The 24,897-nt window shown below is 66.9% G+C and carries 22 protein-coding genes; 13 read left to right on the top strand and 9 right to left on the bottom strand.

Features of this window, described 5'->3' with window-relative positions:
* Positions 1–16 precede the first annotated feature (16 nt).
* The 4 genes from HMPREF2886_RS07110 to HMPREF2886_RS07095 all read right to left on the bottom strand — a co-directional run bounded on the left by HMPREF2886_RS07110 (position 17) and on the right by HMPREF2886_RS07095 (position 3,649).
* Entirely contained in the window at positions 17–1,684 is a 1,668-nt protein-coding gene (locus tag HMPREF2886_RS07110) for an AMP-binding protein (RefSeq protein ID WP_033976304.1), read from the bottom strand.
* A 126-nt stretch (positions 1,685–1,810) separates the two neighbouring features.
* Positions 1,811–2,275 (bottom strand): phosphohistidine phosphatase SixA, encoded by a 465-nt coding sequence (gene sixA, locus HMPREF2886_RS07105; protein ID WP_033973236.1) that lies wholly within the window; start codon positions 2,273–2,275, stop codon positions 1,811–1,813.
* Positions 2,272–2,613, bottom strand: a complete 342-nt coding sequence (locus tag HMPREF2886_RS07100; protein ID WP_033973237.1) for a DUF4389 domain-containing protein — start codon at positions 2,611–2,613, stop codon at positions 2,272–2,274. The genes sixA and HMPREF2886_RS07100 overlap by 4 nt, the downstream gene beginning before the upstream one ends.
* A 13-nt stretch (positions 2,614–2,626) precedes the next feature.
* The gene (locus tag HMPREF2886_RS07095; RefSeq protein ID WP_033973238.1) at positions 2,627–3,649 is read right to left on the bottom strand and encodes an NAD(P)H-dependent glycerol-3-phosphate dehydrogenase; all 1,023 of its coding nucleotides are present in this window, start codon (positions 3,647–3,649) and stop codon (positions 2,627–2,629) included.
* 150 nt (positions 3,650–3,799) lie between these two features.
* Between HMPREF2886_RS07095 and HMPREF2886_RS07090 the strand changes: the two genes are divergently transcribed.
* The 7 genes from HMPREF2886_RS07090 to HMPREF2886_RS07060 all read left to right on the top strand — a co-directional run bounded on the left by HMPREF2886_RS07090 (position 3,800) and on the right by HMPREF2886_RS07060 (position 13,048).
* The gene (locus HMPREF2886_RS07090) at positions 3,800–5,908 is read left to right on the top strand and encodes a TonB-dependent receptor plug domain-containing protein (RefSeq protein ID WP_083318530.1); all 2,109 of its coding nucleotides are present in this window, start codon (positions 3,800–3,802) and stop codon (positions 5,906–5,908) included.
* 171 nt (positions 5,909–6,079) lie between these two features.
* Positions 6,080–6,838 (top strand): ABC transporter substrate-binding protein, encoded by a 759-nt coding sequence (locus HMPREF2886_RS07085; protein WP_003120435.1) that lies wholly within the window; start codon positions 6,080–6,082, stop codon positions 6,836–6,838.
* Positions 6,835–8,790, top strand: coding sequence for an ATP-binding protein (locus tag HMPREF2886_RS07080; RefSeq protein WP_057388308.1), 1,956 nt, complete (start codon positions 6,835–6,837; stop codon positions 8,788–8,790). Before HMPREF2886_RS07085 ends, HMPREF2886_RS07080 begins: the two co-directional genes overlap by 4 nt.
* Positions 8,791–8,978: 188 nt before the next feature.
* Positions 8,979–9,494 carry a 3-hydroxyacyl-[acyl-carrier-protein] dehydratase FabA gene (gene fabA / locus HMPREF2886_RS07075; RefSeq protein ID WP_003087475.1) on the top strand — a complete coding sequence of 172 codons (516 nt, stop codon included), beginning with the start codon at positions 8,979–8,981 and terminating at the stop codon, positions 9,492–9,494.
* An 11-nt stretch (positions 9,495–9,505) separates the two neighbouring features.
* Entirely contained in the window at positions 9,506–10,723 is a 1,218-nt protein-coding gene (gene fabB, locus HMPREF2886_RS07070) for a beta-ketoacyl-ACP synthase I (RefSeq protein WP_033973243.1), read from the top strand.
* Positions 10,724–10,877: 154 nt separating this feature from the next.
* Positions 10,878–12,503 (top strand): methyl-accepting chemotaxis protein, encoded by a 1,626-nt coding sequence (locus tag HMPREF2886_RS07065; protein ID WP_070747007.1) that lies wholly within the window; start codon positions 10,878–10,880, stop codon positions 12,501–12,503.
* Positions 12,504–12,607: 104 nt separating this feature from the next.
* The gene (locus tag HMPREF2886_RS07060) at positions 12,608–13,048 is read left to right on the top strand and encodes a biofilm oxidative stress transcriptional regulator BosR (RefSeq protein WP_058178082.1); all 441 of its coding nucleotides are present in this window, start codon (positions 12,608–12,610) and stop codon (positions 13,046–13,048) included.
* Positions 13,049–13,220: 172 nt separating this feature from the next.
* Here the strand turns inward: HMPREF2886_RS07060 and HMPREF2886_RS07055 are convergent, their stop codons facing one another.
* Entirely contained in the window at positions 13,221–13,697 is a 477-nt protein-coding gene (locus HMPREF2886_RS07055; RefSeq protein ID WP_033973245.1) for a DUF3859 domain-containing protein, read from the bottom strand.
* 68 nt (positions 13,698–13,765) lie between these two features.
* On the bottom strand, positions 13,766–14,800 hold the full coding sequence (locus HMPREF2886_RS07050; protein WP_033973246.1) for an amidohydrolase family protein: 1,035 nt from the start codon (positions 14,798–14,800) through the stop codon (positions 13,766–13,768).
* Between HMPREF2886_RS07050 and HMPREF2886_RS07045 the strand changes: the two genes are divergently transcribed.
* From HMPREF2886_RS07045 to HMPREF2886_RS07025, 5 genes are all read left to right on the top strand, one after another.
* On the top strand, positions 14,799–15,704 hold the full coding sequence (locus HMPREF2886_RS07045) for a substrate-binding periplasmic protein (protein WP_033973247.1): 906 nt from the start codon (positions 14,799–14,801) through the stop codon (positions 15,702–15,704). The genes HMPREF2886_RS07050 and HMPREF2886_RS07045 overlap by 2 nt on opposite strands.
* A 38-nt stretch (positions 15,705–15,742) precedes the next feature.
* Entirely contained in the window at positions 15,743–16,165 is a 423-nt protein-coding gene (locus HMPREF2886_RS07040) for a MarR family winged helix-turn-helix transcriptional regulator (protein WP_033973284.1), read from the top strand.
* A 206-nt stretch (positions 16,166–16,371) separates the two neighbouring features.
* A complete protein-coding gene (locus HMPREF2886_RS07035) occupies positions 16,372–16,863 on the top strand; it encodes a (2Fe-2S)-binding protein (protein ID WP_033973249.1) in 492 nt (163 codons plus the stop codon).
* The gene (locus tag HMPREF2886_RS07030) at positions 16,860–19,106 is read left to right on the top strand and encodes a xanthine dehydrogenase family protein molybdopterin-binding subunit (RefSeq protein ID WP_070747005.1); all 2,247 of its coding nucleotides are present in this window, start codon (positions 16,860–16,862) and stop codon (positions 19,104–19,106) included. The genes HMPREF2886_RS07035 and HMPREF2886_RS07030 overlap by 4 nt, the downstream gene beginning before the upstream one ends.
* A 49-nt stretch (positions 19,107–19,155) precedes the next feature.
* The gene (locus HMPREF2886_RS07025) at positions 19,156–20,457 is read left to right on the top strand and encodes a cytochrome c (protein ID WP_070747003.1); all 1,302 of its coding nucleotides are present in this window, start codon (positions 19,156–19,158) and stop codon (positions 20,455–20,457) included.
* 10 nt (positions 20,458–20,467) lie between these two features.
* Here the strand turns inward: HMPREF2886_RS07025 and HMPREF2886_RS07020 are convergent, their stop codons facing one another.
* Positions 20,468–21,250 (bottom strand): AraC family transcriptional regulator, encoded by a 783-nt coding sequence (locus tag HMPREF2886_RS07020; protein ID WP_039027194.1) that lies wholly within the window; start codon positions 21,248–21,250, stop codon positions 20,468–20,470.
* A gap of 80 nt (positions 21,251–21,330) precedes the next feature.
* Between HMPREF2886_RS07020 and panB the strand changes: the two genes are divergently transcribed.
* Positions 21,331–22,152, top strand: a complete 822-nt coding sequence (gene panB, locus HMPREF2886_RS07015) for a 3-methyl-2-oxobutanoate hydroxymethyltransferase (RefSeq protein WP_003087450.1) — start codon at positions 21,331–21,333, stop codon at positions 22,150–22,152.
* 10 nt (positions 22,153–22,162) lie between these two features.
* Here panB and HMPREF2886_RS07010 read toward each other — a convergent pair whose 3' ends face one another.
* Positions 22,163–22,888 (bottom strand): dienelactone hydrolase family protein, encoded by a 726-nt coding sequence (locus HMPREF2886_RS07010; protein ID WP_003114260.1) that lies wholly within the window; start codon positions 22,886–22,888, stop codon positions 22,163–22,165.
* Positions 22,889–22,955: 67 nt separating this feature from the next.
* The gene (gene htpG / locus HMPREF2886_RS07005; RefSeq protein WP_003087446.1) at positions 22,956–24,860 is read right to left on the bottom strand and encodes a molecular chaperone HtpG; all 1,905 of its coding nucleotides are present in this window, start codon (positions 24,858–24,860) and stop codon (positions 22,956–22,958) included.
* Positions 24,861–24,897 lie beyond the last annotated feature (37 nt).

Here is a 24,897-nt window from a genome sequence, read left to right as displayed (position 1 = left end):
TTCCCGTCGGTGGGAGTCATTCGTGCCAGAGCACGGCCTCGCGGCGTTCCACCCATTCGTGGAAGCGCGAGCCATAGGCACCTTCCACCATATTGCGCTTGATCTTCAAGGTCGGCGTGAGGAAACCGTTGTCTACCGCCCAGGTTTCCTGCACCAGGACCAGCCCGACCAGGCGCTCGTGCTTGTCGAGCGCACCGTTGACCTGTTCCAGGTGCGCCCGCAGGCTGCTTTCCAGCGCCCCGCGGGTGCCGTTGAGGGCCTCCCGGCGACCGACCTCGGAGAGCACGCAGAGCCCCAGCGGCGCGCTGAGGCCCTCGCCGACCACGCAGACCTGCTCGATGCGATCGTGCACCGCCAGGCGGTTCTCGATCGGCGCCGGCGCCACATACTTGCCCTTGCTGGTCTTGAAGATTTCCTTCATCCGCCCGGTCAGGCGCAGGTTGCCTTCGGCGTCCTGCTCGCCCTTGTCGCCGGTGCGCAGGAAACCGTCGGCGGTGAGCACCTCGGCGGTCTTCTCCGGCTCCTTGTAGTAGCCGACCATGGTCGCGCCGCTGCGCACCTGCACCTCGCCCTCGTCGCTGATACGCACCTCGACGCCGGGGCTGTTCTGGCCGATCCAGCCGGTCTTCTGCCGGCCGGGCCGGCAGACGTGGGAGTAGCCGCTGTTCTCGGTCATCCCGTAGACCTCGAGCACGTCCAGGCCCAGGCGGCGATACCAGAGCAGCAACGCCTCGGGTACCGGCGCCGCGCCGCAGAGCGCGTAGCGCACCGCGTCCAGGCCCAGCCCGGCGAGCACCTTGCGACCGACGATGCGGCCGAGGATCGGCAGCTTCAACAGGCGGTCGAGCTTCTGCGCCGGCATCTTCGAATACACCCCCATCTGGAACTTGGTCCAGATGCGCGGCACGCCGAACAGCAAGGTCGGCCGCGCACGCTTCATGTCGTCGACGAAGGTGTCCAGGCTTTCGGCGAAGAACACTGTGGTTCCCCCGTAGAGCGACCCCATCTCGACGAACATCCGCTCCGCCACGTGGCACAGCGGCAGATACGAGAGCATCCGGTCGTCTTCGCGGGTGCCGAACAGTTCCACGCCGCGGCTGGCGGCGAAGGCGAAGCTGCTGAAGTTGTGCATCACCCCCTTGGGCACGCCGGTGGTTCCGGAGGTGTAGATCAGGGTGGCGAGTTGCTCGGCAGCGGTCGGCGTGTCGCCTTCGAGCGGCGCGCAGGCCTGCAGATCGCTCCACTGGCGGTCGAAACGCCCTTCCGGGTGCAACGGCATGGCCACGGTCGGTATGCCCTCGGGAACTCCGGGCGCCATCGCCGGCCAGTCGTCGAGCTTGCCGACGAAGACCACCGCCGACTCGGAATGCTCCAGCACCTGGCGCGCCGACTCGGCGGTGAGATTGGGATAGAGGGGGACGGAAACGTGCCCGGCCATCCAGATCGCCAGGTCAGTGACGATCCAGTGCGCACAGTTCTTCGAGATGATCGCGATACGGCTGCCGGCGGGGAGATCCAGGCTGCGCAACCAGGCGGCTGCACGCCGCGCCTGGTCGCCCACCTCGCCCCAGCTCAGCTCCTCGACCCGGCCGCCGCCGATGGGCTGCACCAGGTAACGCCGTTGCGGGTGACGCTTTTCGCGCTCGAAGAAGACTTCGAGCGGCAGACGATTTGCAGTGACCACGTACCGCCTCCGTTGTTGTTGTTCTGGGAGATCGACCAAGCACTTGCTTGGTCGAATATTCCATCACAGCCAACCGCAGGCAAGCCGGGAAATGTTTCGGTTTGTAGTCGTTGCGCCAGGCGCTTCCTAGCCGTGCCGCGGGTGATGCAGCGAGACCAGGGTCATCAGCCCGGCGGCGGCGAAGTCGCCTTCCAGCTCGGCCAGCGAGGCAGTGCTCATCGGCAACGGATCGCGCCGGTTGCCATGCACCAGCAGACCGCCCAGCGCCCCGACCAGGGGCTGGTGGCTGACCAGCAGGAGATTGCGCTCGCTGCGCTCGTCGAGGAAACCGAGCACCTCGCGCGGATCGTCGTCGGGGGTCAACCAGGGCGCGGTGCCGACCGGCTCGACCAGGCCCAGAGCCTCGCGCACCAGCTCGGCGGTCTGCTGGGCGCGCACGTAGGGGCTGGCGAGAATCCCGTCCAGCGGCAACCCGGCCAGCCGCGCGGCGCTCTGCAGCACCTCCTTGCGTCCATGGGCGGTCAGGCTCCGCTCGGAGTCCCGGCTGGCGTGCGGTTCGGCCTCGCCGTGGCGCAACAGCCAGAGCTTCACAACTTCGGCTCTTCGTCGCGCGCCGGGTGCGCGGCGGGCGGCACGCGGTGGGCGGCCTCGCCCTCGGCGGCGCGGGCGGTCGGCCAGTCGGCGAACGGCCAGGGTTTCTCGTCGCTGTGGAAGGTACCGAAACGGCCGATCTGCGCCAGGTACTGGCTGAGGCTGTCGCCGAAAGCCATCAGGCTGCCGTTCGGCGCGCCGTAGATCAGTCGGTAGACCAGTTGGATCACCACCACCGCCCCGAGGAGCAGTTCGGCGACCTGCCAGACCAGGACGAACAGCAGCATCCAGAGGATGCGGATGGCGATCGATTCGCGTGCTTGCGGGTCTGCGGACATGGCGGTCTCCTCGTCAGAAGCCGGTGGTGGGAATGAAATCGACGTCGGTCTTCGGCTCGCCGCGCATCAGCAACTGGATCACCTGCGCCAGGGTGCGGCCTTCGAAGAGGATCGCATGGAGACCGGCGACCAGCGGCATGTACACCTGCATCTCGTCGGACTTTTCCTTGAGTACCTTGAGAGTGTTCACACCCTCCGCGGTCTCGCCCAGGCGCGATACCGCCTCCTCCAGGCTGAGCCCCTCGCCGAGGGCGTGGCCGACCTGGTAGTTGCGGCTCTTCGGCGAGGAACAGGTGACGATCAGGTCGCCGACGCCGGCGAGGCCGAGAAAGGTCATCGGGTTGGCACCGAGCTTGACGGCGAACCGGGTCATTTCCGCCAGCGCGCGGGTAATCAGCATGCTGCGGGTGTTCTCGCCCATGTCCATCGCCGCGGCCAGGCCGGCCATGATCGCGTAGACGTTCTTCAGCGCACCGCCGAGTTCCACGCCGAAGCGGTCGCGGCTGGCGTATACGCGGAAGGTGCGGCCGTGCAGGGCCGCCTGGACGCGGGCGCACAGCTCGTCGTCCTCGCTGGCGACCACCGTGGCGGTCAGCTCGTGCTCTGCGATCTCGCGCGCCAGGTTCGGGCCGGAAATCACTCCGATGCGGGCTTGCGGGGCGATTTCCTCGAGGATCTCACTCATCAGCTTGAAGGTGTGCGCCTCGATGCCCTTGGTCAGGCTCACCAGCAGCTTGTCCGTCAATGCCGCCTGGTGTGGCTGCAGGACCTTGCGCAGGGCGCTGGAGGGCAAGGCGACGAAGATCAGCTGACAATCGGCCAGGGTACGCTCCAGGTCGGTGACCGGCTCGACCCCGGGATGTACCTTGACCCCTTTCAGGTAGCGCGGGTTCTCGCGTCGGCTGCGGATCGCCTCGGCCTGCTCCGGGTCGCGCATCCACTGGCGGACCGCCTGGCCGTTCTCGGCCAGCAGGTTGGCGATGGCGGTGCCGAAACTGCCGCCGCCGAGCACGGCAATCGGTTGCTGCTCTGTCATGATTCATCCATTTCTGGCCGCCACGCGGCAATCACGCCATTATACGGTCGGCCAGCCGGCCGACCAGTCTTGACGCCGGCGCTGGCAAAAGCCCGCGCCTCGTTTACCATGCCCGGGCCAGACAATACCTATCGAGAACAAGGTCGTTCCGTGCCCATCGCTTCACGTGCTTCCGTCTCCCTGACCCTGCTGGCCCTGCTGTTCGGCGGCAAGCTGGCGGCCGCCGACCTGTTCAACGATCCCAGCGGCGTTCCCGAAGTATTGACCGCGACACGCCTGAAACAATCCCCGGCGGAAGTCCCCGGCAGCATCAGCGTGCTCGACCGCGAGCTGATCGTCGCCAGCGGCGCCCGCGACATTCCCGAACTGATGCGCCTGGTCCCGGGTATGATGGTCGGCTACCTGTCCGGCAACCAGCCCACGGTCAATTACCACGGCACCAGCATGTCGGGGGCGCGGCGCCTGCAGGTGCTGATCGACGGCCGCTCGGTGTACCGCCCGGGCCTTGCCAGCGTCGACTGGAGCGACCTGCCGCTGGCCCTCGAGGATGTCGAGCGGATCGAAGTGTTCCGTGGGCCGAATACCGTCAGCTACGGCGCCAACGCATTGATGGGGGTGATCAACATCATCACCCGCGCCCCCGGCGAGTCGCCCGGCACGCGCCTGAAGTACACGGCGGGCCAGCGCGGCATCCGCGACTGGTACGCCAGCCAGAGCATCGCCCTGGAAGACAGCGACTTCCGCCTGTCGCTGTCCGGCCAGGAAGACGACGGCTTCGACCGCGACCACGACGGTCACGCCCTGCGCGACGGCCGCCGGCTCAGCCGCTTCAACCTCAACGCCAGCCACAGCCTGGCGCCGAACCAGAGCCTGGAGTGGCAACTGGCGGCCAAGGAAGGCTCGAACCAGCACCCCTACGCCTACCGCTCGCCGTTTCCCCAGGTTCCCGACGACATCGACAACTCCGATACGCTCGCCCACGACTATGCCGGTTCGCTGCGCTGGAATGTCGACCTCGACCCGCGCCACAGCTTCTATATACAAGGCTACGCGCAGCACTGGGAGCGCCGGCAGGAATGGAACGCCTGCGAGGCGGCCATTGCCTTCAGCCCGCAACTGGCGCAGCTCTGGGAACTGAACCCGGACTACCTGCGCAGGTTCGCCGACGATCCGACCCGGCTGCCGCCCGGCAGCGCCCAGGAGTTGCAACTGGCGACCCAGGTCCTCGACCAGCTACGCAACGGCGAACTGCGCCCGGTCTGCGGACGGGTCGACCGCAACATCCGGGAAAGCCGCTACGACCTGGAGATGCAGGACACCCTCAGCCTGGGCGACAACCTGCGCCTGCTGAACGGCCTGAGCTACCGCTACGACCAGGCAAACTCCGAGACCTTCTACGGCGGCAGGGTCAGCAGCCAGATCTGGCGGCTGTTCAGCCAGCTGGAGTGGCATGCCGGCGAACACTGGCTGCTGCAGGGCGGCGGGATGCTCGAAGACGTCGAGGGCTCCGGCAGTTCGTTCAGCCCGCGGCTGGCGGTGAACTACCTGTTCAACCCCCAGCACAGCCTGCGCGCGGTCTATTCGGAGGCGGTGCGGTCGCCGGGCATGTACGAAAACGACGTCGACTGGCGCTACCGGGTCCGCCACCTGACACCGGCGCCCTATGGGCAGAGCGAAGCCTACTACTTCGCCAGCGCCCACGGCCCCGGCGACCTGGGCAAGGAACACACCCGTTCGCGCGAGATCGGCTACAACGGTTTTTTCCGCAAGACCGGGCTGGCCGTGGATGTACGCCTGTTCCACGAGGAAATCACCGGACTGATCAGCGATCCGCTCAGCGTCGTCGACTTCAGCCCGGACAACGGCGATCGCATCCGCTTCTCCGGCGCGGAAGGCCAGCTCGACTGGCGCCTGGGCCTGCGCGACCGCCTGCGCGCCACCTACGCCTATCTCGACTACGACGCCACCAGTCGCTACGACCGGCGCCTGACCGCCCGCCACGGCGGCTCGGCCGGCTGGATGCACGACTGGGGCCAAGGCTGGTCCAGCGCCCTCTTCTATTATGGCGACGACTCGCTCAATGGACATCGTTTCGAACGCGTCGACCTGCGCCTGGCCAAGCGCATTCCCCTGGGCAAGGCCGCCCTGGAACTGGCCGGCGTGCTCCAGCAGCGTCTCGACGACGAACCGCTGACTTTTCCCGACAACCGCTACGACAGCCGCCACCTGCTCTACTTCAGCGCCGAGGTGACGTTCTAGATGCGTCGCTTGCGCCCCGCCCGCCGGGCTTTCCAGACGCTGCTCGCGCTCGTCTTCTGCTGTCTCCCGCATGTCGGCGAGGCCGCACAACTGGTCCTGGTCAGCGCCAACCAGGGGGCCGCGGTGAACGCCTTTCGCGATGCCCTGGCGCAGCGACGGCCGCAGGACCAGGTGGAACTGCGCACGCCCGCGGCCCTGGCGGAGGGGATGGTCTTCGCCGACGACACCCGCCTGCTCCTGCTCGGCCCCGAGGCCCTGGCCTGGCGCCTACGCCAGCATCGGGCGCCGCCGACCCTGGCGTTGCTGCTCAACCGGGTCGATGGCCAGCGCCTGCTGCCAGGCGCCAACGGACATGGCGGACACGGCGTCGGAGGTCTCTGCGTACTCTGGAGCGACCCGCCGGCGTCCCGCCAGCTCCGCCTGGCGCGCCTGATCCTGCCGGGCATCCAACGCATCGGCGTGCTCTACGGCAAGGACAGCGAATTCCTCCTCGACGAGCTTCGCCGCGAGGCCCGCAGCCAGGGGCTCCAGCTGTTCGTCGCCAGCAGCAGCGGCAACGACGACCCGCGTCCGCTGCAGTTCCTGCTCGGCAATAGTGACCTGCTGCTCGGCATCGACGACAAACAGCTGTACAACTCGCAGAGCATCAAGAGCCTGCTGCTCGGCAGCTACGCCAAGAACCGCGCGCTGCTCGGCCCCACCGCAGCCTTCGTCAAGGCCGGCAGCCTGGCGAGCAGCTACAGCGACCAGGAGGACTGGCTGGACACCCTCGACGAACTGCTCGGCCAGGCGCCCAGGCACTGGCCCCTCAGCCTCTATCCAGGGCATTTCAAGGTGCTCGGCAATCGGCAGGTAGCCCGTTCCCTGGGTATCGACCTGGCCAGCGACGCCGACCTCGGCCGGCGCCTCGCCGAAGGAGAAGAACCATGAGCCAGCGCCACGGCTGGGACATCCGTACCCGCATGCTGGCGATCAGCCTGGGCCCGGCGCTGTTGCTGACCCTGTTGCTCACCGCCTACTTCACCTACTCGCGCCTGCAGGACCTGCGCCAGGAACTGACCCATACCGGCCAGTTGATCGCCGACCAGTTGGCGCCGGCCGCCGAATACGGCGTGATCGCCGGCAACACGCCCGTGCTGCAGAAGCTGCTGCAGGCCACCCTCGACACCCCGCATGTGCGCTTCATCGAGGTACGCGACCGCAACGACAATATCCTGGTGTACGTCGAACAGTTGCCCGGCGCGTTGCAGAACGCCGCGCCGATCGACATCTTCCACTCCACCATCCAGCGCCAGCGTATCGCCCTGGCCAGCGACCCGCTGCTGGATGGCGCCAGCGAAGGCGACGGCCAGTCCGGCGAGGACTACCTCGGCCGGGTGGTGGTCGGCATGTCCAACGACGCCTTCAGCCAGCGGCAACAGGAAATCCTCCTGAAGGCCGCCCTGCTGGCCGCCTTCGCCCTGATCCTCACCTTCCTCGTCGCGCGCCGCCTGGCGCAGCGCCTGTCGGCGCCGATCAGCACCATGGGCCAGGCGGTCGAGGCGATCCAGAGCGGCGACTACAAGACCAGCCTGCCGATCCTCGACGATGGCGAGATCGGCGACCTGGCCCGTCACATCAACAATCTCGCCAGCGGACTGGACCGCGCGAGCCGGGAACAGGAACAGGCGATCGGCCAATTGATCAGCGCCCGCGAGGAAGCGGAGCAGGCGAACCGGGCGAAGTCCGACTTCCTGGCGATGATGAGCCACGAGCTCCGCACCCCGATGAACGGCGTGCTGGGCATGCTGCAACTGCTGGAAACCACCGAGCAGACCCGCGAACAGGCCGAGTACACGGCGCTGGCCACCGAGTCTACCGAACACCTGCTGAAGGTCATCAACGACATTCTCGATTTCTCAAGGATCGAACGCGGCGCGCTGGAACTGGAGTGCATCCCCTTCAACCTGCTGGAACTGGTGCAAGGCTCCGCCCTGGTGTTCCAGCACAGCGCCCAGCAACGCGGACTGGCGCTGGAATTGCAGATCCAGGCCGGCCTGGAGAATATCGAGGTCTGCGGCGATCCGACGCGGATCCGACAGATCCTGGTGAATCTGCTGGGTAATGCGCTGAAGTTCACCGAGGAAGGCGCCATCCATCTCAGCCTGGAGTGGCAGGCGCTCGATCACGACGTACTGTGGCTGACCTGCGCGGTGCACGACAGCGGCATCGGCATCTCGCCGGAACGCCTGGAACATATGTTCGACGCCTTCCAGCAGGCGGATTCGTCGATTTCCCGGCGCTACGGCGGCACCGGGCTCGGCCTGGCGATCGCCAGGACCCTGGCGGAACGGATGGGCGGCACCCTGCAGGCAGAGAGCAAGGAAGGCTCGGGATCGACCTTCACCCTGGAGATTCCGCTGCCCTTCCAGCAGTCGCCGGCGCACCGGCAGCAGGCCGCCGGCGACGCCGCCCCGGTCGCCGCCGGTCAGGAAATCCTCCTGGTCGAGGACAATCCGGTGAACCAGACAGTCATAGAAGCCATGTTGCGCAGCCTCGGCTATCGCGTCACCCTGGTCGCCGACGGTATCCAGGCGGTGCGCAGCGCCGAGCGCCAGCGCTACGACGCGATCCTGATGGACTGCCGCCTGCCGGTGCTCGACGGCTACTCGGCGACACGGGAAATCAGGGCCCAGGAGAACGGCCGGCAGGTACCGATCATCGCCCTGACCGCCAACGCCCTGCAGGGCGATCGGGAGAACTGCCTGCAGGCGGGAATGAACGATTACCTGGCCAAGCCATTCAAACGGGCGGAATTGCAACGCATACTGCAACGCTGGATCGGCTCGCAGCCGGAACTCCCCATGACGTCGAACGAAACCGGACGAGGGGAGCCGGAATGATCTACGACAAGGGCGGCAGGCGGACGCGGGAATAAAGTGAACATCTGTTCGCCGGACACTGTGACTTTCACCGCAACGCAACAGTCTATGACTAGGCTGCCGCTGCGACGCCGATACAATAACCCGGCGCGACGGCCGCTGGACGAACCGCCACAACCCTGCAGTTCAGGGATTTTTGAGGAGCTCGCATGACCAAACAACACGCCTTCACCCGAGAAGACCTGCTGCGCTGCAGTCGCGGCGAGCTGTTCGGCCCGGGTAACGCGCAACTTCCCGCCCCCAACATGCTGATGATCGATCGCATCGTTCACATCAGCGATGTCGGCGGCAAGTATGGCAAGGGCGAGCTGGTCGCCGAGCTGGATATCAACCCGGACCTGTGGTTCTTCGCCTGTCACTTCGAAGGCGATCCGGTCATGCCCGGTTGCCTGGGCCTGGATGCCATGTGGCAGCTGGTCGGTTTCTACCTCGGCTGGCAGGGCAACCCCGGCCGCGGCCGCGCCCTGGGTTCGGGCGAAGTGAAGTTCTTCGGTCAGGTTCTGCCGACAGCGAAGAAGGTCACGTATAACATTCATATCAAGCGCACGATCAATCGTTCGCTGGTCCTGGCCATCGCCGACGGCACCGTCAGCGTCGATGGCCGCGAAATCTACAGTGCCGAAGGCCTCCGCGTCGGCCTGTTCACCTCCACTGACAGCTTCTAAGGGTTATCCGCATGCGTCGCGTCGTTATCACCGGTCTGGGCATCGTTTCCTGCCTCGGCAATGACAAAGACACCGTTTCCGCCAACCTCCGTGCGGGTCGGCCCGGCATTCGCTTCAATCCGTCCTACGCCGAGATGGGCCTGCGCAGCCACGTTTCCGGTTCGGTCGACCTGAACCTCGAAGAGCTGATCGATCGCAAGGTCTTCCGCTTCATGGGCGATGCCGCCGCCTACGCCTACCTGGCGATGGAGCAGGCGATCAAGGACTCCGGCCTGACTCCGGAACAGATTTCCAACCCCCGCACCGGCCTGATCGCCGGCTCCGGCGGCGCTTCCACCCTGAACCAGATGGAAGCCATCGACACCCTGCGCGAGAAAGGCGTCAAGCGCATCGGCCCATACCGCGTGACCCGCACCATGGGCAGCACCGTATCGGCCTGCCTGGCCACGCCGTTCCAGATCAAGGGCGTCAACTATTCGATCTCCTCCGCCTGCGCCACCAGCGCCCATTGCATCGGCCAGGCCATGGAACAGATCCAGCTGGGCAAGCAGGACGTGGTCTTCGCCGGCGGCGGCGAAGAGGAACACTGGAGCCAGAGCTGCCTGTTCGACGCCATGGGCGCCCTCTCCACCCAGTACAACGACACGCCGGAAAAGGCCTCCCGCGCCTACGACGCCAAGCGTGACGGCTTCGTCATCGCCGGCGGCGGCGGCATGGTGGTGGTCGAGGAGCTGGAGCATGCGCTCAAGCGCGGCGCCAAGATCTACGCCGAGATCGTCGGCTACGGCGCCACCTCCGACGGCTACGACATGGTCGCCCCGAGCGGCGAAGGCGCGATCCGCTGCATGCAGCAGGCGCTGGCCACCGTCGACACGCCGATCGACTACCTGAACACCCATGGCACCTCCACCCCGGTCGGCGACGTCGCCGAGATCCGAGGCGTGCGCGAAGTGTTCGGCGACAAGGCGCCGGCCATCAGCTCGACGAAAAGCCTGTCCGGCCACTCGCTGGGCGCCGCCGGCGTGCACGAGGCGATCTATTGCCTGCTGATGATGGAAGGCGGCTTCATCGCCGGCTCCGCCAACATCGACGAACTCGACCCGGAAGTGGCCGATCTGCCGATTCTCCGCGAGACCCGCGAGAACGCCAAGCTCGATACCGTCATGAGCAACAGCTTCGGCTTCGGCGGCACCAACGCCACCCTGGTCCTCAAGCGCTGGCAGGGTTGATCCCTCCATCGCCGCATGAAGCGCCCTTCGGGGCGCTTTTTTGTACCCAGCGTTTCTTTACCCGGACTGCATGAACGGGGCTAAACCTCCCGCCCTGCCTGCCGATAGTACTGGTCAGCCCCGTCCCTCTTCCTGCCCCCTGGAATCCGCCATCATGTCTTTGAGCAGTATGCCCATCGCGACCCGTGCCGCCCTGAGTTTCGCCCTGATCACCGCTCTGCTGGTCATCACCGGCATCTTTTCCCTGAACCGGATGGGTTCGCTCAACGAAGCCTCTTCGGACATCAGCGACAACTGGCTGCCTAGCGTCCGCGAAAGCGCCGAGTTGAACGTTCTGCTCGCCGAACTGCGGCAGGTGCAACTGGCCCATGTGCTGGCGGCGGACGACAGCAGCAAGCGCTTCCTGGAAAGCCGCATGACGGAAATCGGCAAGGAACTGACCGATCGCGAGGGCGCCTACCAGCGGCTGATCAGTGGTGCCGACGAGCGCTCGATCTACGAGCGCTACCTGGCTACCCGGCAGACGCTCCTGCAAAGCCAGCAGACCCTGGTGCAGATGTCGCGCAGCAAGCCGCTGGAAGAGACCCGCCAGTACACCGAAAGCACCTTGCTCGACCAGTACCGCGCCACCCAGCAGCAACTGCAGGCGCTGATCGACTTCAACGTCAAGGGCGCCAGCCAGGCCAGCCACACGGCCGACGAGGTCTATGACAGCGCCTTCGCCGCAGTGATCGGCGTACTGCTGGTCGCCGGCCTCGCTACCGTGGTACTGGCCTGGCTGTTCACCCGCAGCATCACCCAGCCGATCGGCGAGGCGCTGCGAGTGGCCGAGGTGATCGCTTCCGGCGACCTCACCAGCCGCATCGACACCTCTGGCCGCGACGAACCGGCCAAGCTGCTGGTCGCCCTCCAGGGCATGCAGGCACAACTGCGCCAGACCATCCAGCAGATCGGCAGCTCGGCGACCCAACTGGCCTCCGCCGCGGAGGAACTCAGCGCCGTCACCGAGCAGGGCAACCGCTCGCTGACCCAGCAGAACGACGAAATCCAGATGGCCGCCACCGCGGTCAACGAGATGACCGCCGCCGTCGAGGAAGTGGCGCGCAACGCCAGCTCCACCTCGGACGCCTCGTCCGCCTCCGAGCAATCGGCGCAGAACGGACGCCAGCGGGTACTGGAGACGGTCCAGGCGATCCGCCTGATGAGCGAAGAAGTGGACAATACCTCGGCGCTGGTCGGCGGCCTGGCGGAAAAGGCCCAGGACATTTCCAAGGTCCTCGACGTGATCCGCGGTATCGCCGAACAGACCAATCTCCTGGCACTCAACGCGGCCATCGAGGCGGCTCGCGCCGGCGAGCAGGGCCGCGGTTTCGCCGTGGTCGCCGACGAGGTTCGCGCCCTCGCCCATCGCACCCAGGAATCCACCCGCGAGATCGAGCAGATGATCGCCAACATCCAGGAAGGCACCGGCGCCGCGGTCGGCGCCATGGACAGCAGCAGCGTACGCGCCCGCAACATGCTGGAGATCGCCGAAGCCGCCGGCCTGGCGCTGAACGAGATCGCGGAGCGGGTCGGCCAGATCAACGAGCGTACCCTGGTGATCGCCAGCGCCTCCGAGCAGCAGGCCCAGGTGGCCCGCGAGGTCGACCGCAACCTGGTGAACATCCGCGACATCTCGCTGCAGACGTCCGCCGGCTCCAACCAGACCGCCGCCGCCAGCCAGGAACTGTCGCAACTGGCCATCGACCTGAACAACATGGTCACCCGCTTCGTCGTCTGAGCATGCCGTGCGCCGTCTCACGGCGGCGCACTTGCTCCGGTTGCCCAGCGTGGAGCCCGGGTTTTACCATGAAACCCGATCCTCTCCCCTCCGGAGCCGCGCAGATGGTCAAGCGTACCAGCCACAAGCAAGCCAGTTGTCCAGTCGCCCGCCCGCTGGACGTGATCGGCGACGGCTGGTCGATGCTCATCGTGCGCGATGCCTTCGAAGGACTGGCGCGCTTCGGCGAATTCCAGAAGAGCCTCGGCCTGGCCAAGAACATCCTGGCGGCGCGCCTGCGCAACCTGGTGGAGCACGGCGTGATGGTGGCGGTCCCGGCCGAAAGCGGCAGTCACCAGGAATACCGCCTGACTGACAAGGGACGCGCGCTCTTCCCCCTGCTGGTGGCGCTTCGGCAGTGGGGCGAGGACTATTTCTTCGACCCGGACGAATCCCATGTCCGCCTGGTCGAGCGCAGCAGCGGCCAACCGGTGCCGCGCCTGCAGGTACGCGCCGGCGACGGCAGTCCGCTCGCCGCGGAAGATACCCGGGTCAGCAGGGACTGATCGAAGGACGAACAGGCTACCGTCGGCATCCGCGCGCACGCCGCCAAAACGGCGGATAACCGCAGGCGGTTATCCGCCCTAGCGCACGCAGGCAACCCTGCCCGGTAGAGCGAATGGCGCCCCCGCGTTATCCACGCCACACAAGAAAACCAGCGCCTTGCATGGCTCGCGCTCAGCGCACGTCGAAGGATTTCTCCGCCAGCAGGCGATCGCCCTGGAACACCATCAACCGCCATTCGCCCTTCACCACTTCGTGCGGCTCGGTGAATTCGTAGGCCATGACATCGGTCGGCGCACCCGGCACCAGCTTCTGCACCACTTCGAACTTGTCATGCCGCTGGCCATCCGGAGTGACCACGCCCGGGGTGAGGTAGAGCAGCGTCAAAGGCGTATCGCCTTCCTGCTTGCCGCTGAGTTGATAACGCATGCCGAACTTGGTGCCGAGCTTGGCCGGGACTTCGGTGGTCCGCTGGATGTTCTGCTCGCTACGGGTCAATACCCGTTCGCCGGGCTGGAAATCCTGGTAGCGGCTTTCGAACACGCCATATTCGATGGGGCCGTCGATACGCACCTCGGCCTGCGCCGCCACGGCGACGCCGGCGCCGAGCAGGAAGACGGAACGACTGATGCAAGAACGGATGAAGGACATGACTCACTCCTGGATGGGACTGGCGCGAGCCTATGACACCGGCATGACAGACTGATGACGAATCCGGGTTATTCGCCTCGCGGATCGGCGGGCTGGCGCGGCAGCACCGCCAGGAAGTTGTCCCGCGCCACCTGGCGAGCGACCTGCTCGGGCAAGGCATCGAGGAACGGGTCGAAACTCGCCATCAGCTCGGGCAGGCTGTCGAACTGGCCGACCACATCGGAACCGAGCATGAAGCGTTGCGGAAACCGCTCGACCAGTGCCAGCCACTGCGGGTCGGGTTTGCCCTGCTCGTCCAGCAGGTACGGGCGCAACACCGACCAGGACAGGTCGATGTAGAGGTTCGGGTAGCGCTGCAGCAGACGCCGAAGGGTCGGCAGGAGGAAGTCCAGTTTCTTCTGGTGGCGATGGATCTCCATGCTGGTCCCGGCATGGGCCCAGATGAACCGTACATGCGGGTGATTGCGCAGGGGCTCCTCGATTTCCGCCAGGTACAGCGGGTTGCGTTCGCGCTTGGAAGTGACGTTGGCGTGCAGCAACACCGGCAGGTCGAATTCGGCGGCCAGGTGATAGACCCGCGCCAGCGCCTCGTTGTTGGCCCTCGGCACGTCGCCGTAGGTCAGCGCGGTGAGGTCGTCGTGACGGGTAAATATCTCGCCGATGCCCTGCCAGAGTCCCGGGTCCAGCTCCAGCATGCGACGGATGTGCGCGTCGGCGTTCTTGTCGGTCGGGTTGAAACCGCTCAGGAACGGATGCACGCGCCGCCGCTGCTCGGCTGGCAGGGATTTCACCGCCGCCGCCACGATCACGTCGGTGGCGCTGTACCAATAGGCTCCGGCATCGTCGCCAGCATAGTAGCGCGGCCGCTTCGGCTCGTCCTCGTGCCATTTCTTGGCGACCGCGACGCCGCTGAGCATCACGTGGTCGACCCGGCCTTTGTCCATTGCCTCCAGCAGGCGCGGCATGCCTTCGCTTTCCTGGAAGAAATCCACATAGTGCACGTGAGCGTCGCTGTAGCGATAATCCCTGGCATGGGTCAAGGATGTCACCAGGGACAGGGCGAACAATGTCGAAAACAGGGCACGAGTACGGGGGCCAGCCATGGCATTCCTCCTGATAGGCCTGAGTGAACATAGACCGCTGCCGCTCGGCCAGGGTTCGCCGCTCCGCTGGCTGGCCCTGCTGTTCGGCCTGCTGGCCTGGCATGCCGGGGCTGGCGAACGGGTGATCTATCCGCGCCATTCCGAAGGGCGCAACCCCGAACCCTACGTCGTCGAGCTGCTGCAACTGGCGCTGGCCAGGAGCGGCGGCGACTACCGCCTGGAGCCCAGCGCGCAGCCCATGCCGCAGTCCCGTGCGCAGCTGCGCCTGGAGCAGGACGATCCGGGCCTGCAGGTGATGTGGGCGCAGACCCGCGACGACCTGGAAGACACCCTGCTGCCGATCCGCATTCCGATCTATCGCGGCCTGATCGGCTGGCGCATTCCCCTGGTCAGCGCGGCCAACAAGGATCTCCTGGCCTCGGTGCGGACCCTCGACGATCTCCGCCGCCTGCGCTTCGGCCAGCGTCAGGACTGGGCCGACACACCGATCCTGCGCGCCAACGGCCTGGAGGTGAAGACCAGCCAGAACTACGAGAGCCTGTTCCGCATGCTCGATGCCGGCCGCTTCGAGGTCTTCCCCCGCGAGGTCGTAGTGATCGACGGAGAACTGGAGGACGCCTCCCGCGCCGGGCTGCACCTGGCGATCGACCAGCACGTGGCCCTGCACTACCCCGCGGCCTTCTATTTCTTCGTTTCGCGTCAACGCCCGGAACTGGCCGAGGCCATTCGCCAGGGCCTGGAGAAGGCGATTGCCGACGGTAGCTTCGAACGGCTGTTCGAGCGACATTTCAAGACGCGGCTGGGCAAGCTTGCCCTTCGGCAGCGGAGAATAATCGAGCTGAAAAACCCCTATCTTCCAGGAAAAACTCCTTTTCAGCGCGAGGCACTCTGGTACCGGCCGTGAGCTAGAATGAAGCCCTCACGCCACCATCGATGTCCAGCATGTCCCGTACCGCCCCGTACCGCCTCGACGACCAGATCGGCTTCATCCTGCGCCAAGCCAACCAGCGCTATGCGGCGTTGTTCGCCAATGGCATCGGCAACGGCCTGACACCCACCCAGTGGGCCGCCCTGGTCCGCCTCGGCGAGACCGGACCCTGCCCGCAGAACCAGCTCGGCCGGCTCACCGCCATGGACGCCGCGACCATCAAGGGCGTCGTCGAGCGCCTGGACAAACGGGGACTGATCCAGCGCAGCGCCGATCCGGACGACGGCCGGCGCCTGCTGGTCAGCCTCAGTCCTGCCGGACGCGCCGAACTCGAGGCCGGCCTGGCGGCCGCTCGCGAGATCAACCGGCAGGCCTTGGCCCCCCTCTCCCCGCCAGAACAGGAAACCCTGCGCGCGTTGCTCGCTCGCCTGATCTGAGGCCTTTGCGGTCTATCCTTTTGTCCGCGTTGCGTCGCCCGTAGCTGCGCCTTTCGTCGTAGCGGCCTGCCATTGACAGTTCGCCGCAGGCGTCCATAACATGTTTGTATACAAACAAACTCCCGCATAGCCGCACGCTACCAGGCACGGCCGACGGGATATCCGCCTGATGAACAGCCATGCCGCCGGCATGGGGAGAAACCGCCATGAGCGATGCCCTTGCCCTGACCGTCAACGGTCAGTCCCTGCGCCTCGATGTCGCCCCCGATACCCCCCTGCTCTATGTTCTGCGCAACGACCTGCAACTGAACGGTCCCAAGTTCGGCTGCGGCCTCGGCGAGTGCGGCGCCTGCACCGTGGTGATGGACGGCGTCGCCACCCGCTCCTGCATCACCCCGGTGGAAGCCGCCGTGGGCCGCCGGGTGGTTACCCTCGAAGGACTCGGCGATGCCGCCCATCCCCATCCGCTGCAACAGGCCTTCATCGACGAACAGGCCGCCCAATGCGGCTACTGCATCAACGGCATGGTGATGACCGCCAAGGCGCTGCTGGATCGCAACCCGAACCCCAGCGACGGCGAGATCCGCCAGGAACTGGCCTACAACCTGTGTCGCTGCGGCACCCATGTGGAAATTCTCAAGGCCGTGCGGCGTGCCGCCGAGAGCCTGAAGGAGCGTCAGGAGGAGCATCCGGCATGAGCCTGGCCAATCCCTCGCGACGCGGCTTCCTCAAGACCGGCGGCCTGCTGCTGGTCACCGTCAACCTGCCCGCCCCGCTGCTCGCCCTCGCCGAGCAGGGCGCCACCGACCTGCCGCTGGACCAGGTCGACTCGTTCATCGCCATCGCCGCGGACGGCAAGGTCACCGCCTTCTGCGGCCACGTCGACCTTGGTACCGGCATCCGCACGGCACTGGCGCAGATCGTCGCCGAAGAGTTGGACGTCGCGTTCGAACAGGTCGAGATGATCCTCGGCGACACCCGTCGCACGCCGGACCAGGGGCCGACCATCGCCAGCGCCAGCATCCAGGTCAGCGCCGTGCCGCTGCGCCAGGCCGCCGCCGAAGCCCGGCGTTTCCTCCTGCGCCAGGCCGCAAGCCATTTCCCGGTGCATCCGGACAGCCTGCGCAGCGAAAACGGCCAGGTCTTCGCCGCCGCCAATCCGCAGCGGCGGATCGGCTACGGCGAGTTGCTGCGAGGCCAGCGCTTCAACCTGAACATCGACGGCAAGGCGCCGCTCAAGCCGCGCAGCGAGTACCGCCTGGTCGGCAAGCCGGTGCGTCGGGTGGACATTCCGGCGAAGCTGACCGGCCAACTGACCTATGTCCACGACATGCGCTTGCCCGGCATGCTGCATGGGCGAGTGGTACGCCCGCCCTATACCGGCGCGGATGTCAGCGCCCCGCTCGGCAGCGGCCTGCTGGCGGTGGACGAAAGCTCGGTGGCCGGGCTGCCGGGGCTGGTCAAGGTGGTCGTGATCGGCGACTTCGTCGGCGTGGTCTGCGAACGCGAGGAGCAGGCGATCCGCGCCGCGCGCCAGCTCAAGGTGCGCTGGAAGGACTGGCAGGGCCTGCCGCCACTGCAGCCCGACCGGCTCGAGGACACGCTTCGCCGGCACCCGAAGAAGCCACGCACGCTGCACGACTCGCCCGGTCTCGAGCAGCACCTCGCGGGCATCGCCCGGCCGCTGTCGGCCACTTATGTCTGGCCCTACCAGTTGCACGCATCCATCGGCCCTTCCTGCGCCCTCGCCGAGGTCGATGCGCAGCGCGCTCGCGTCTGGTCCGGCACGCAGAACCCGCACGACCTGCGCAACGACCTGGCCAGGCTGCTGCAGCGCGAGACCGGGGACATCGAGGTGATCCGCATGGAAGCCGCCGGCTGCTACGGACGCAACGGCGCCGACGACGTCAGCGCCGACGCCGTGCTCCTGGCGCAGGCGGTGGGCCGGCCGGTGCGGGTACAACTGATGCGCGAACAGGAACATGGCTGGGAACCGAAAGGCACCGCGCAACTGATCGAGGTCCGCGGTGGCCTCGACGAGCAAGGCCAGGTGGCGGCCTACGACTTCGCCACCTGCTACCCCTCCAACGGCGCGCCGACCCTGGCCCTGCTCCTCACCGGGCGGATCCAGGCCACCCCACAGGTGGCCGACATGGGCGACCGCACCGCGATCCCGCAATACCGCTACCCGCGGATGCGGGTGGTGGCCAACGACGCCGCCCCCATCGTCCGCGCGTCCTGGATGCGCGGCGTCTCGGCGCTGCCGAACGTGTTCGCCCATGAGTCCTACGCCGACGAACTGGCGCACCTGGCCGGCATCGACCCCATCGTCTTCCGCCGCCGCTACCTGGACGACCAGCGCGCCCTGGCGCTGATCGACGCCCTGGTCGCCCGCGCCGGCTGGCAGCCACGCACCTCCCCCAACCCAGAGGCGCGCCGGGACGGCTTGCTGAAGGGACGCGGCTTCGCCTATGCGCGCTACTTCCACAGCAAGTTTCCCGGTTTCGGCGCCGCCTGGGCCGCCTGGATCGTCGACGTCGAGGTGAACCCGGAGAACGGCGCGGTGCGCGTCGCCAAGGTCTGGGTCGCCCATGACTGCGGGCAGATGGTCAATCCCGATGGGGTCAGGCACCAGGTCCATGGCAACGTCATCCAGTCCACCAGCCGGGTACTCAAGGAGTTCGCCACCTTCGACCGCCGCGGCGTCACCAGCCTGGAATGGGGCGGCTACCCGATCCTCGGGTTCCCCGAACTGCCGGAGATCGACGTGCTGCTGCTCGACCGACCCGAGCAGCCGCCGATGGGCGCTGGCGAGTCAGCCTCGGTGCCCAGCGCCGCGGCCATCGCCAATGCGATCTTCGACGCTACCGGGGCGCGCCTGCGACAGGTGCCGTTCACTCCGGAACGCGTACTCGCGGCGCTGCGCAGCGCGCAGGCCTGATCCTTTTCCCCGGGGCGCCGCGGCGCCCCGCGCAGTGGATGACTGACAGATGAAAAAGGCAACACGCATCGGCCTCTGGGCCTCCGGCAGCCTCGTCGCGCTCGCCGCCCTCGCCCTCGGCTACGCCTGGCAACCGGCCATCGCGCCACTGGAAGGCACACCCGGTCCCTTCAGCGCCGAGCAGATCGCCCGCGGCGAACGCCTCGCCGCCCTCGGCGACTGCGCGGTCTGCCACACTCGCGAAGGCGGCCCGCGCAACGCCGGCGGACGGGCCTTGCCGACGCCGTTCGGGACGATCTACAGCAGCAACCTCACGCCGGACCGCGCGAGCGGCATCGGCAGCTGGCCCTACCCCGCCTTCGAGCGGGCCATGCGGCACGGCGTGGCCCGCGACGGCAGCTACCTGTATCCGGCGTTTCCTTACACCGCCTTCACCAGGACTCGCGACGAAGACCTGAAGGCCCTGTACGCCTACCTGATGAGCCAGCCGGCGGTGCACAGCGAAACGCCTGCCAACCAGCTGCCGTTCCCCTTCGACCAACGCCAATTGATGGCCGGCTGGAACCTACTGTTCCTGAAGCCCGGCGCCTACCGCGACGAGCCAACGCGCAACCGGCAATGGAACCGCGGCGCCTATCTCGCCGAAGCCCTTGGCCATTGCAGCGCCTGCCACTCGCCGCGCAATGCGCTCGGCGCGGAAAAGTCCGGCAGCGCGCACTTCGCCGGCGGCGAGGCGGAGGGCTGGACCGCGCCAGCCTTGAACGCCAGTTCGCCGGCACCCATCGCCTGGAGCGAGGAGGCCCTCTACGCCTACCTCCGCCACGGCTATTCGGCCTACCACGGCGTCGCCAGTGGGCCGATGGCGCCAGTGGTCGGCGAAGGTCTGGCCAAGCAGTCGGACGAGGACTTGCGGGCCCTGGCCCATTATCTTGCCTCCTACGCCGCTGCCCCGGCCGGGGAAACCGATCAGCAACAGGCGCAACGCCTCGACCGGCAGGGCTACGGCCGCGTGCAGCCGCCCAGCGGCAGCGGCGCGCGCCTGTTCGCCGGGGCCTGCCTGGCCTGCCACCATGACGGCGACGGACCGCGGTTCTTCGGCGTGCGCCCATCCCTGGCGCTGAACAGCAATGTGCATGCGGATAGCCCGGACAACCTGCTGCGGATCATCCTCGACGGCATCCACAGCCCGGCCACCGGCGACCTCGGCTATATGCCCGGCTTCCGCCACAGCCTCGACGACCAGCAAGTCGCCGCCCTGGCCAACTACCTGCGCGAGCGTTTCGCCGGCAAGCCCGCCTGGCCGGACCTCGCGGCCAAGGCGGCAAGCCTGCGCCGACAGGCGGCACCCTGAAGCATGCGGCTCAGTTGGGCAAGCGCAGGGAGCGGGCGAAGCAACCGGGGGTCTGGCCGAAATGACGCTGGAACAGGCTGATGAACGCCGAGGTGGAGTCGTAGCCAAGGTCGCTGGCCACCCGCGTCACGCTGGCGCCCTCCTCCAGCGCGGCCACCGCGTTGAGCAGACGCAGGCGCTGGCGCCACTCGCGAAAAGACAACTGGGTCTGCTCGCGGAACAGCCGCGCCAGGGTCCGCCGGGAAGCCCCCACCAGTCCCGCCCAATCCTCGATGCCACGCGGATCGGCGGGATCCGCCTGTAGCGCGTCGGTGATCCGGCGCAAGCGCGGGTCGCCAGGCAACGGCAGGTTCAGCGGCGCCTCGCGAAGGCGTCCGACCTCATCGGCGACCACCTGCATGAGACGCTCGGCCTCGCCACCCGGCGGATATTCACGGGGAAACTCCGCCGCCCGCAGCAACAGTTCGCGCAGCAGGCCGGACACCTCCAGTACCCGGCAACCGCCGGGCAGCGAACGATCCAGGTAGAGACTGCGGAACAGCACAGGGTTGCAAGCCTCCGCGGCGTGCCGGACGCCCGGCGGAATCCACAGCGCCCGCTGCGCCGGCACCAGATAGCTGTGCCGCTCGGTGCTGGCGCGCAAGGTGCCGCTGGCGGCGTACATCAGTTGGCCCCAGGGGTGGTCGTGCATCTCCACCCGGTGCCCGGCGGGCATCTCGAAGGCGCGCAGGTACACCGCGCAGGGCAGGCTGCGGAATCGCGGCAGGTCGCGTTCTTGTCCCGTTTGCGGCATCGGTTGTCCCCATCCGTCGAGTGAGCGGTGCGCGGCCGATGGTAGCGTGTGGCTCCCCATAGACAAACCGGAGCCACGCCATGAGCAGTCATCGCCCGCAACATCGCCTGTCCGTTCCCGATATCCAGCGCCGCAAGGGTGCCGGCAGCCTGGTGGCGCTGACCGCCTACAGCACGCCCATGGCCCGCCTCCTCGATCCGCACGCCGACCTGCTGCTGGTCGGCGATTCGCTGGGCATGGTGCTCTATGGCATGCCCAGCACCCTGGGAGTGAGCCTGGAGATGATGGTCGCCCACACCCTGGCGGTGATGCGCGGCAGCCGGCGCGCCTGCGTGGTGGCCGACTTGCCGTTCGCCAGCTACCAGGAATCGCCCCGACAGGCGTTCCGCAACGCCGCACGCCTGCTGGCCGACAGCGGCGCCCAGGCGGTGAAGCTGGAAGGCGGTGAGGAAATGGAAGAAACCGTGGACTTCCTGGTACGCCGTGGCATACCGGTGCTCGCCCACATCGGCCTGATGCCGCAGCAGGTCAACGCCATGGGCGGCTTCAAGGCCCAGGGGCGTGACCCGGAAAGCGCCGAACGGGTACGCCGCGACGGCCTCGCCATGCAGCGCGGCGGCGCCTTCGCGGTGGTCATCGAAGGCGTAGGCGAACCGCTGGCCCGTCGCCTTAGCGAAGAACTGGCGATCCCCTGCATCGGTATCGGCGCCTCGCCGGCCTGCGACGGCCAGGTACTGGTCAGCGAGGACCTGCTCGGGCTAAGCGGCGAACAGGTACCGCGCTTCGTCGAACGCTACGCGCGCCTCGACCGGGAAATCGACGAGGCGGCCCGGCGCTTCGCCGAGGACGTGCGCGAAAGGCGCTTCCCCGAGGCCAGGCATTGCTTCGCCATGCGCGAGTGAGCCGGCGGTCTCAGGCGAAGACTTCCGCCAGCAGGTCGTCCATCGCCTGGAAGGCACGCCGGGAGGTCCTGGCGTCATAGTGCATCTTGCCCGGCAGCTTGGCGTTCGGATCGGTGAAGGAATGCACCGCGCCGCCGTAGCTGGTCAGTTGCCAGTCGACGCCGGCATCGGTCATCTCCCTGGCGAAGGCCGGCAACTGCTCGCGCGGCACCAGCGGATCGGAGGCGCCGTCGAGGACCAGGACCGCGCCCTTGATGTTCCTGGCATGCGCCGGGTCCGGCGTATCCAGGGTGCCATGGAAGGACACGAAGGCCTTCAGCTCGGCGCCGTCGCGAGCCAGCTCCAGCGCGCAGCAACCGCCGAAGCAGAAACCGAAGGCGGCCTGGCGGGTCGTATCGACCGCCGCGAGCGCCTGTCCGCGCAAGGCCGCCAGCGCTGCCTGCATGCGCTTGCGCAGCAGGGCCCGGTCGTTCTTCAGCGGCATCATCGCCGCGCCCGCCTCGTCGCCGTTCTGCGGACGCACGTCCCTGCCGTAGAGGTCCGCGACCAGCACCACGTGCCCACGGCCGGCGACCTGCCGGGCGATGTCCAGCGCGGCGGCGCTCACGCCCATCCAGTTCGGCGCCATCAGCAGGCCCGGGCGCGGCCCCGCGTGGCTGGCGTCGTACACCAGTTGACCTTCGTACGGCTGCCCATCGATGTCGTAGGCGACCGGCTCTACACGAATCTCACTCATGGGTACTGCTCCTGCGAGAGTTGGAAAAGACAAAGCCCGCCGAAGCGGGCTTTGTCGGGGCTACTGCTTAAGCGGACAGCTCCACCAGCAGCTTGTTCAGTCGGCGTACGTAGGCGCCCGGATCCTTGAGGCTGTCCCCCGCGGCCAGGGCGGCCTGGTCGAAGAGAATATGCGACAGCTCGCCGAAGCGGTCCTCGTCCGGCTCCGCATCCAGCTTCTCGATCAGCGGATGCTGCGGGTTGATCTCGAAGATCGGCTTCGAGTCCGGCACTTTCTGCCCGCTGGCCTCGAGGATCTGGCGCATCTGCAGGCCAAGGTCCTGTTCGCCGATGGCGAGGATCGCCGGCGAATCGGTCAGGCGGTGGGAAACGCGGACTTCGCTGACCTGCTCGTCGAGCACCTTCTTCAGGCGCTCGATCAGGCCTTCCTTGCTCTTGGCGACTTCTTCCTGGGCCTTCTTGTCCTCTTCCGAGTCCAGGCTGCCCAGGTCCAGGTCGCCGCGGGCGACATCGACGAACTGCTTGCCGTCGAACTCCGGCAGGTAGCTCATCAGCCACTCGTCGATGCGGTCGGTGAGCAGCAGCACCTCGATGCCCTTCTTGCGGAAGACTTCCAGGTGCGGGCTGTTCTTCACCTGCGAATAGCTCTCGCCGGTGAGGTAGTAGATCTTGTCCTGGCCTTCCTTCATCCGACCGATGTAGTCGGCCAGCGCTACGCTCTGCTCGCCCGAATCGTCGCCAGTGGAGGCGAAGCGCAGCAGTCCGGCGATCTTCTCCTTGTTGCCGAAGTCCTCCGCCGGACCTTCCTTGAGAACCTGACCGAAGTTCTTCCAGAAGGTCTTGTACTGCTCCGGCTCGTTCTTCGCCAGCTTCTCCAGCATGTCCAGCACGCGCTTGGTCAACGCCGACTTCATGGAGTCGATCACCGGATCCTTCTGCAGGATTTCCCGGGAGACGTTCAGCGACAGGTCATTGGAGTCGACCACACCCTTGATGAAGCGCAGGTACAGCGGCAGGAACTCGTCGGCCTGGTCCATGATGAACACGCGCTGTACGTACAGCTTCAGGCCCCGTGGCGCTTCGCGATGGTACAGGTCGAACGGCGCGCGGCCCGGCACATAGAGCAGCGAGGTGTATTCCAGCTTGCCTTCGACCTTGTTGTGGCTCCAGCTCAGCGGGTTCTCGAAGTCATGGGCGACGTGCTTGTAGAACTCCTGGTATTCCTCGTCCTTCACCTCGGCGCGCGGACGGGTCCACAGCGCGCTGGCGCGGTTGACCGTTTCCCATTCCGGCTCGGCGGGCTTGTCGGCCTCTTCGCCATGGAATTCCTTGGGCAGTTCGATCGGCAGGGCGATGTGATCGGAGTATTTCTTGATTACGTTGCGCAGGCGCCAGCCATCGGCGAACTCCTCCTCGCCCTTTTTCAGGTGGAGGACGATGCGGGTGCCGCGCTCGGGCTTGTCGATGGTGGCGACGTCGAACTCGCCCTCGCCCTTCGACGACCAGTGCACCCCTTCGCTGGCCGGCTGGCCGGCGCGACGGGAGTAGACATCGACCTTGTCGGCGACGATGAAGGCGCTGTAGAAACCGACGCCGAACTGGCCGATCAGGTGCGAATCCTTCTTCTGGTCGCCAGACAAGTTCTTCAGGAAGTCGGCGGTCCCGGACTTGGCGATGGTGCCCAGGTGGGTCACCACATCCTCGCGGCTCATGCCGATGCCGTTGTCTTCCAGGGTGACGGTGTTGGCTTCCTTGTCGAAGCTGACGCGGATCTTCAGCTCGGCACCGCCCTCGAGCAGCTCGGGATTGGCCAGGGCTTCGAAACGCAGCTTGTCGGCGGCGTCCGAGGCGTTGGAAATCAGTTCGCGGAGGAAGATTTCCTTGTTCGAATAGAGAGAATGAATCATCAGGTGAAGCAGTTGCTTCACTTCAGTCTGAAAGCCCAGTGTCTCTTTTTGGGTTTCCACGCTCATCGCTCCAAGCTCCATCAATGACATAAGCCGCGTACCA

Source organism: Pseudomonas sp. HMSC066A08 (genome assembly GCF_001813025.1).
Classification (GTDB): Bacteria; Pseudomonadota; Gammaproteobacteria; order Pseudomonadales; family Pseudomonadaceae; genus Pseudomonas; species Pseudomonas aeruginosa.
This window is presented reverse-complemented; position numbering and strand designations above follow the sequence as displayed.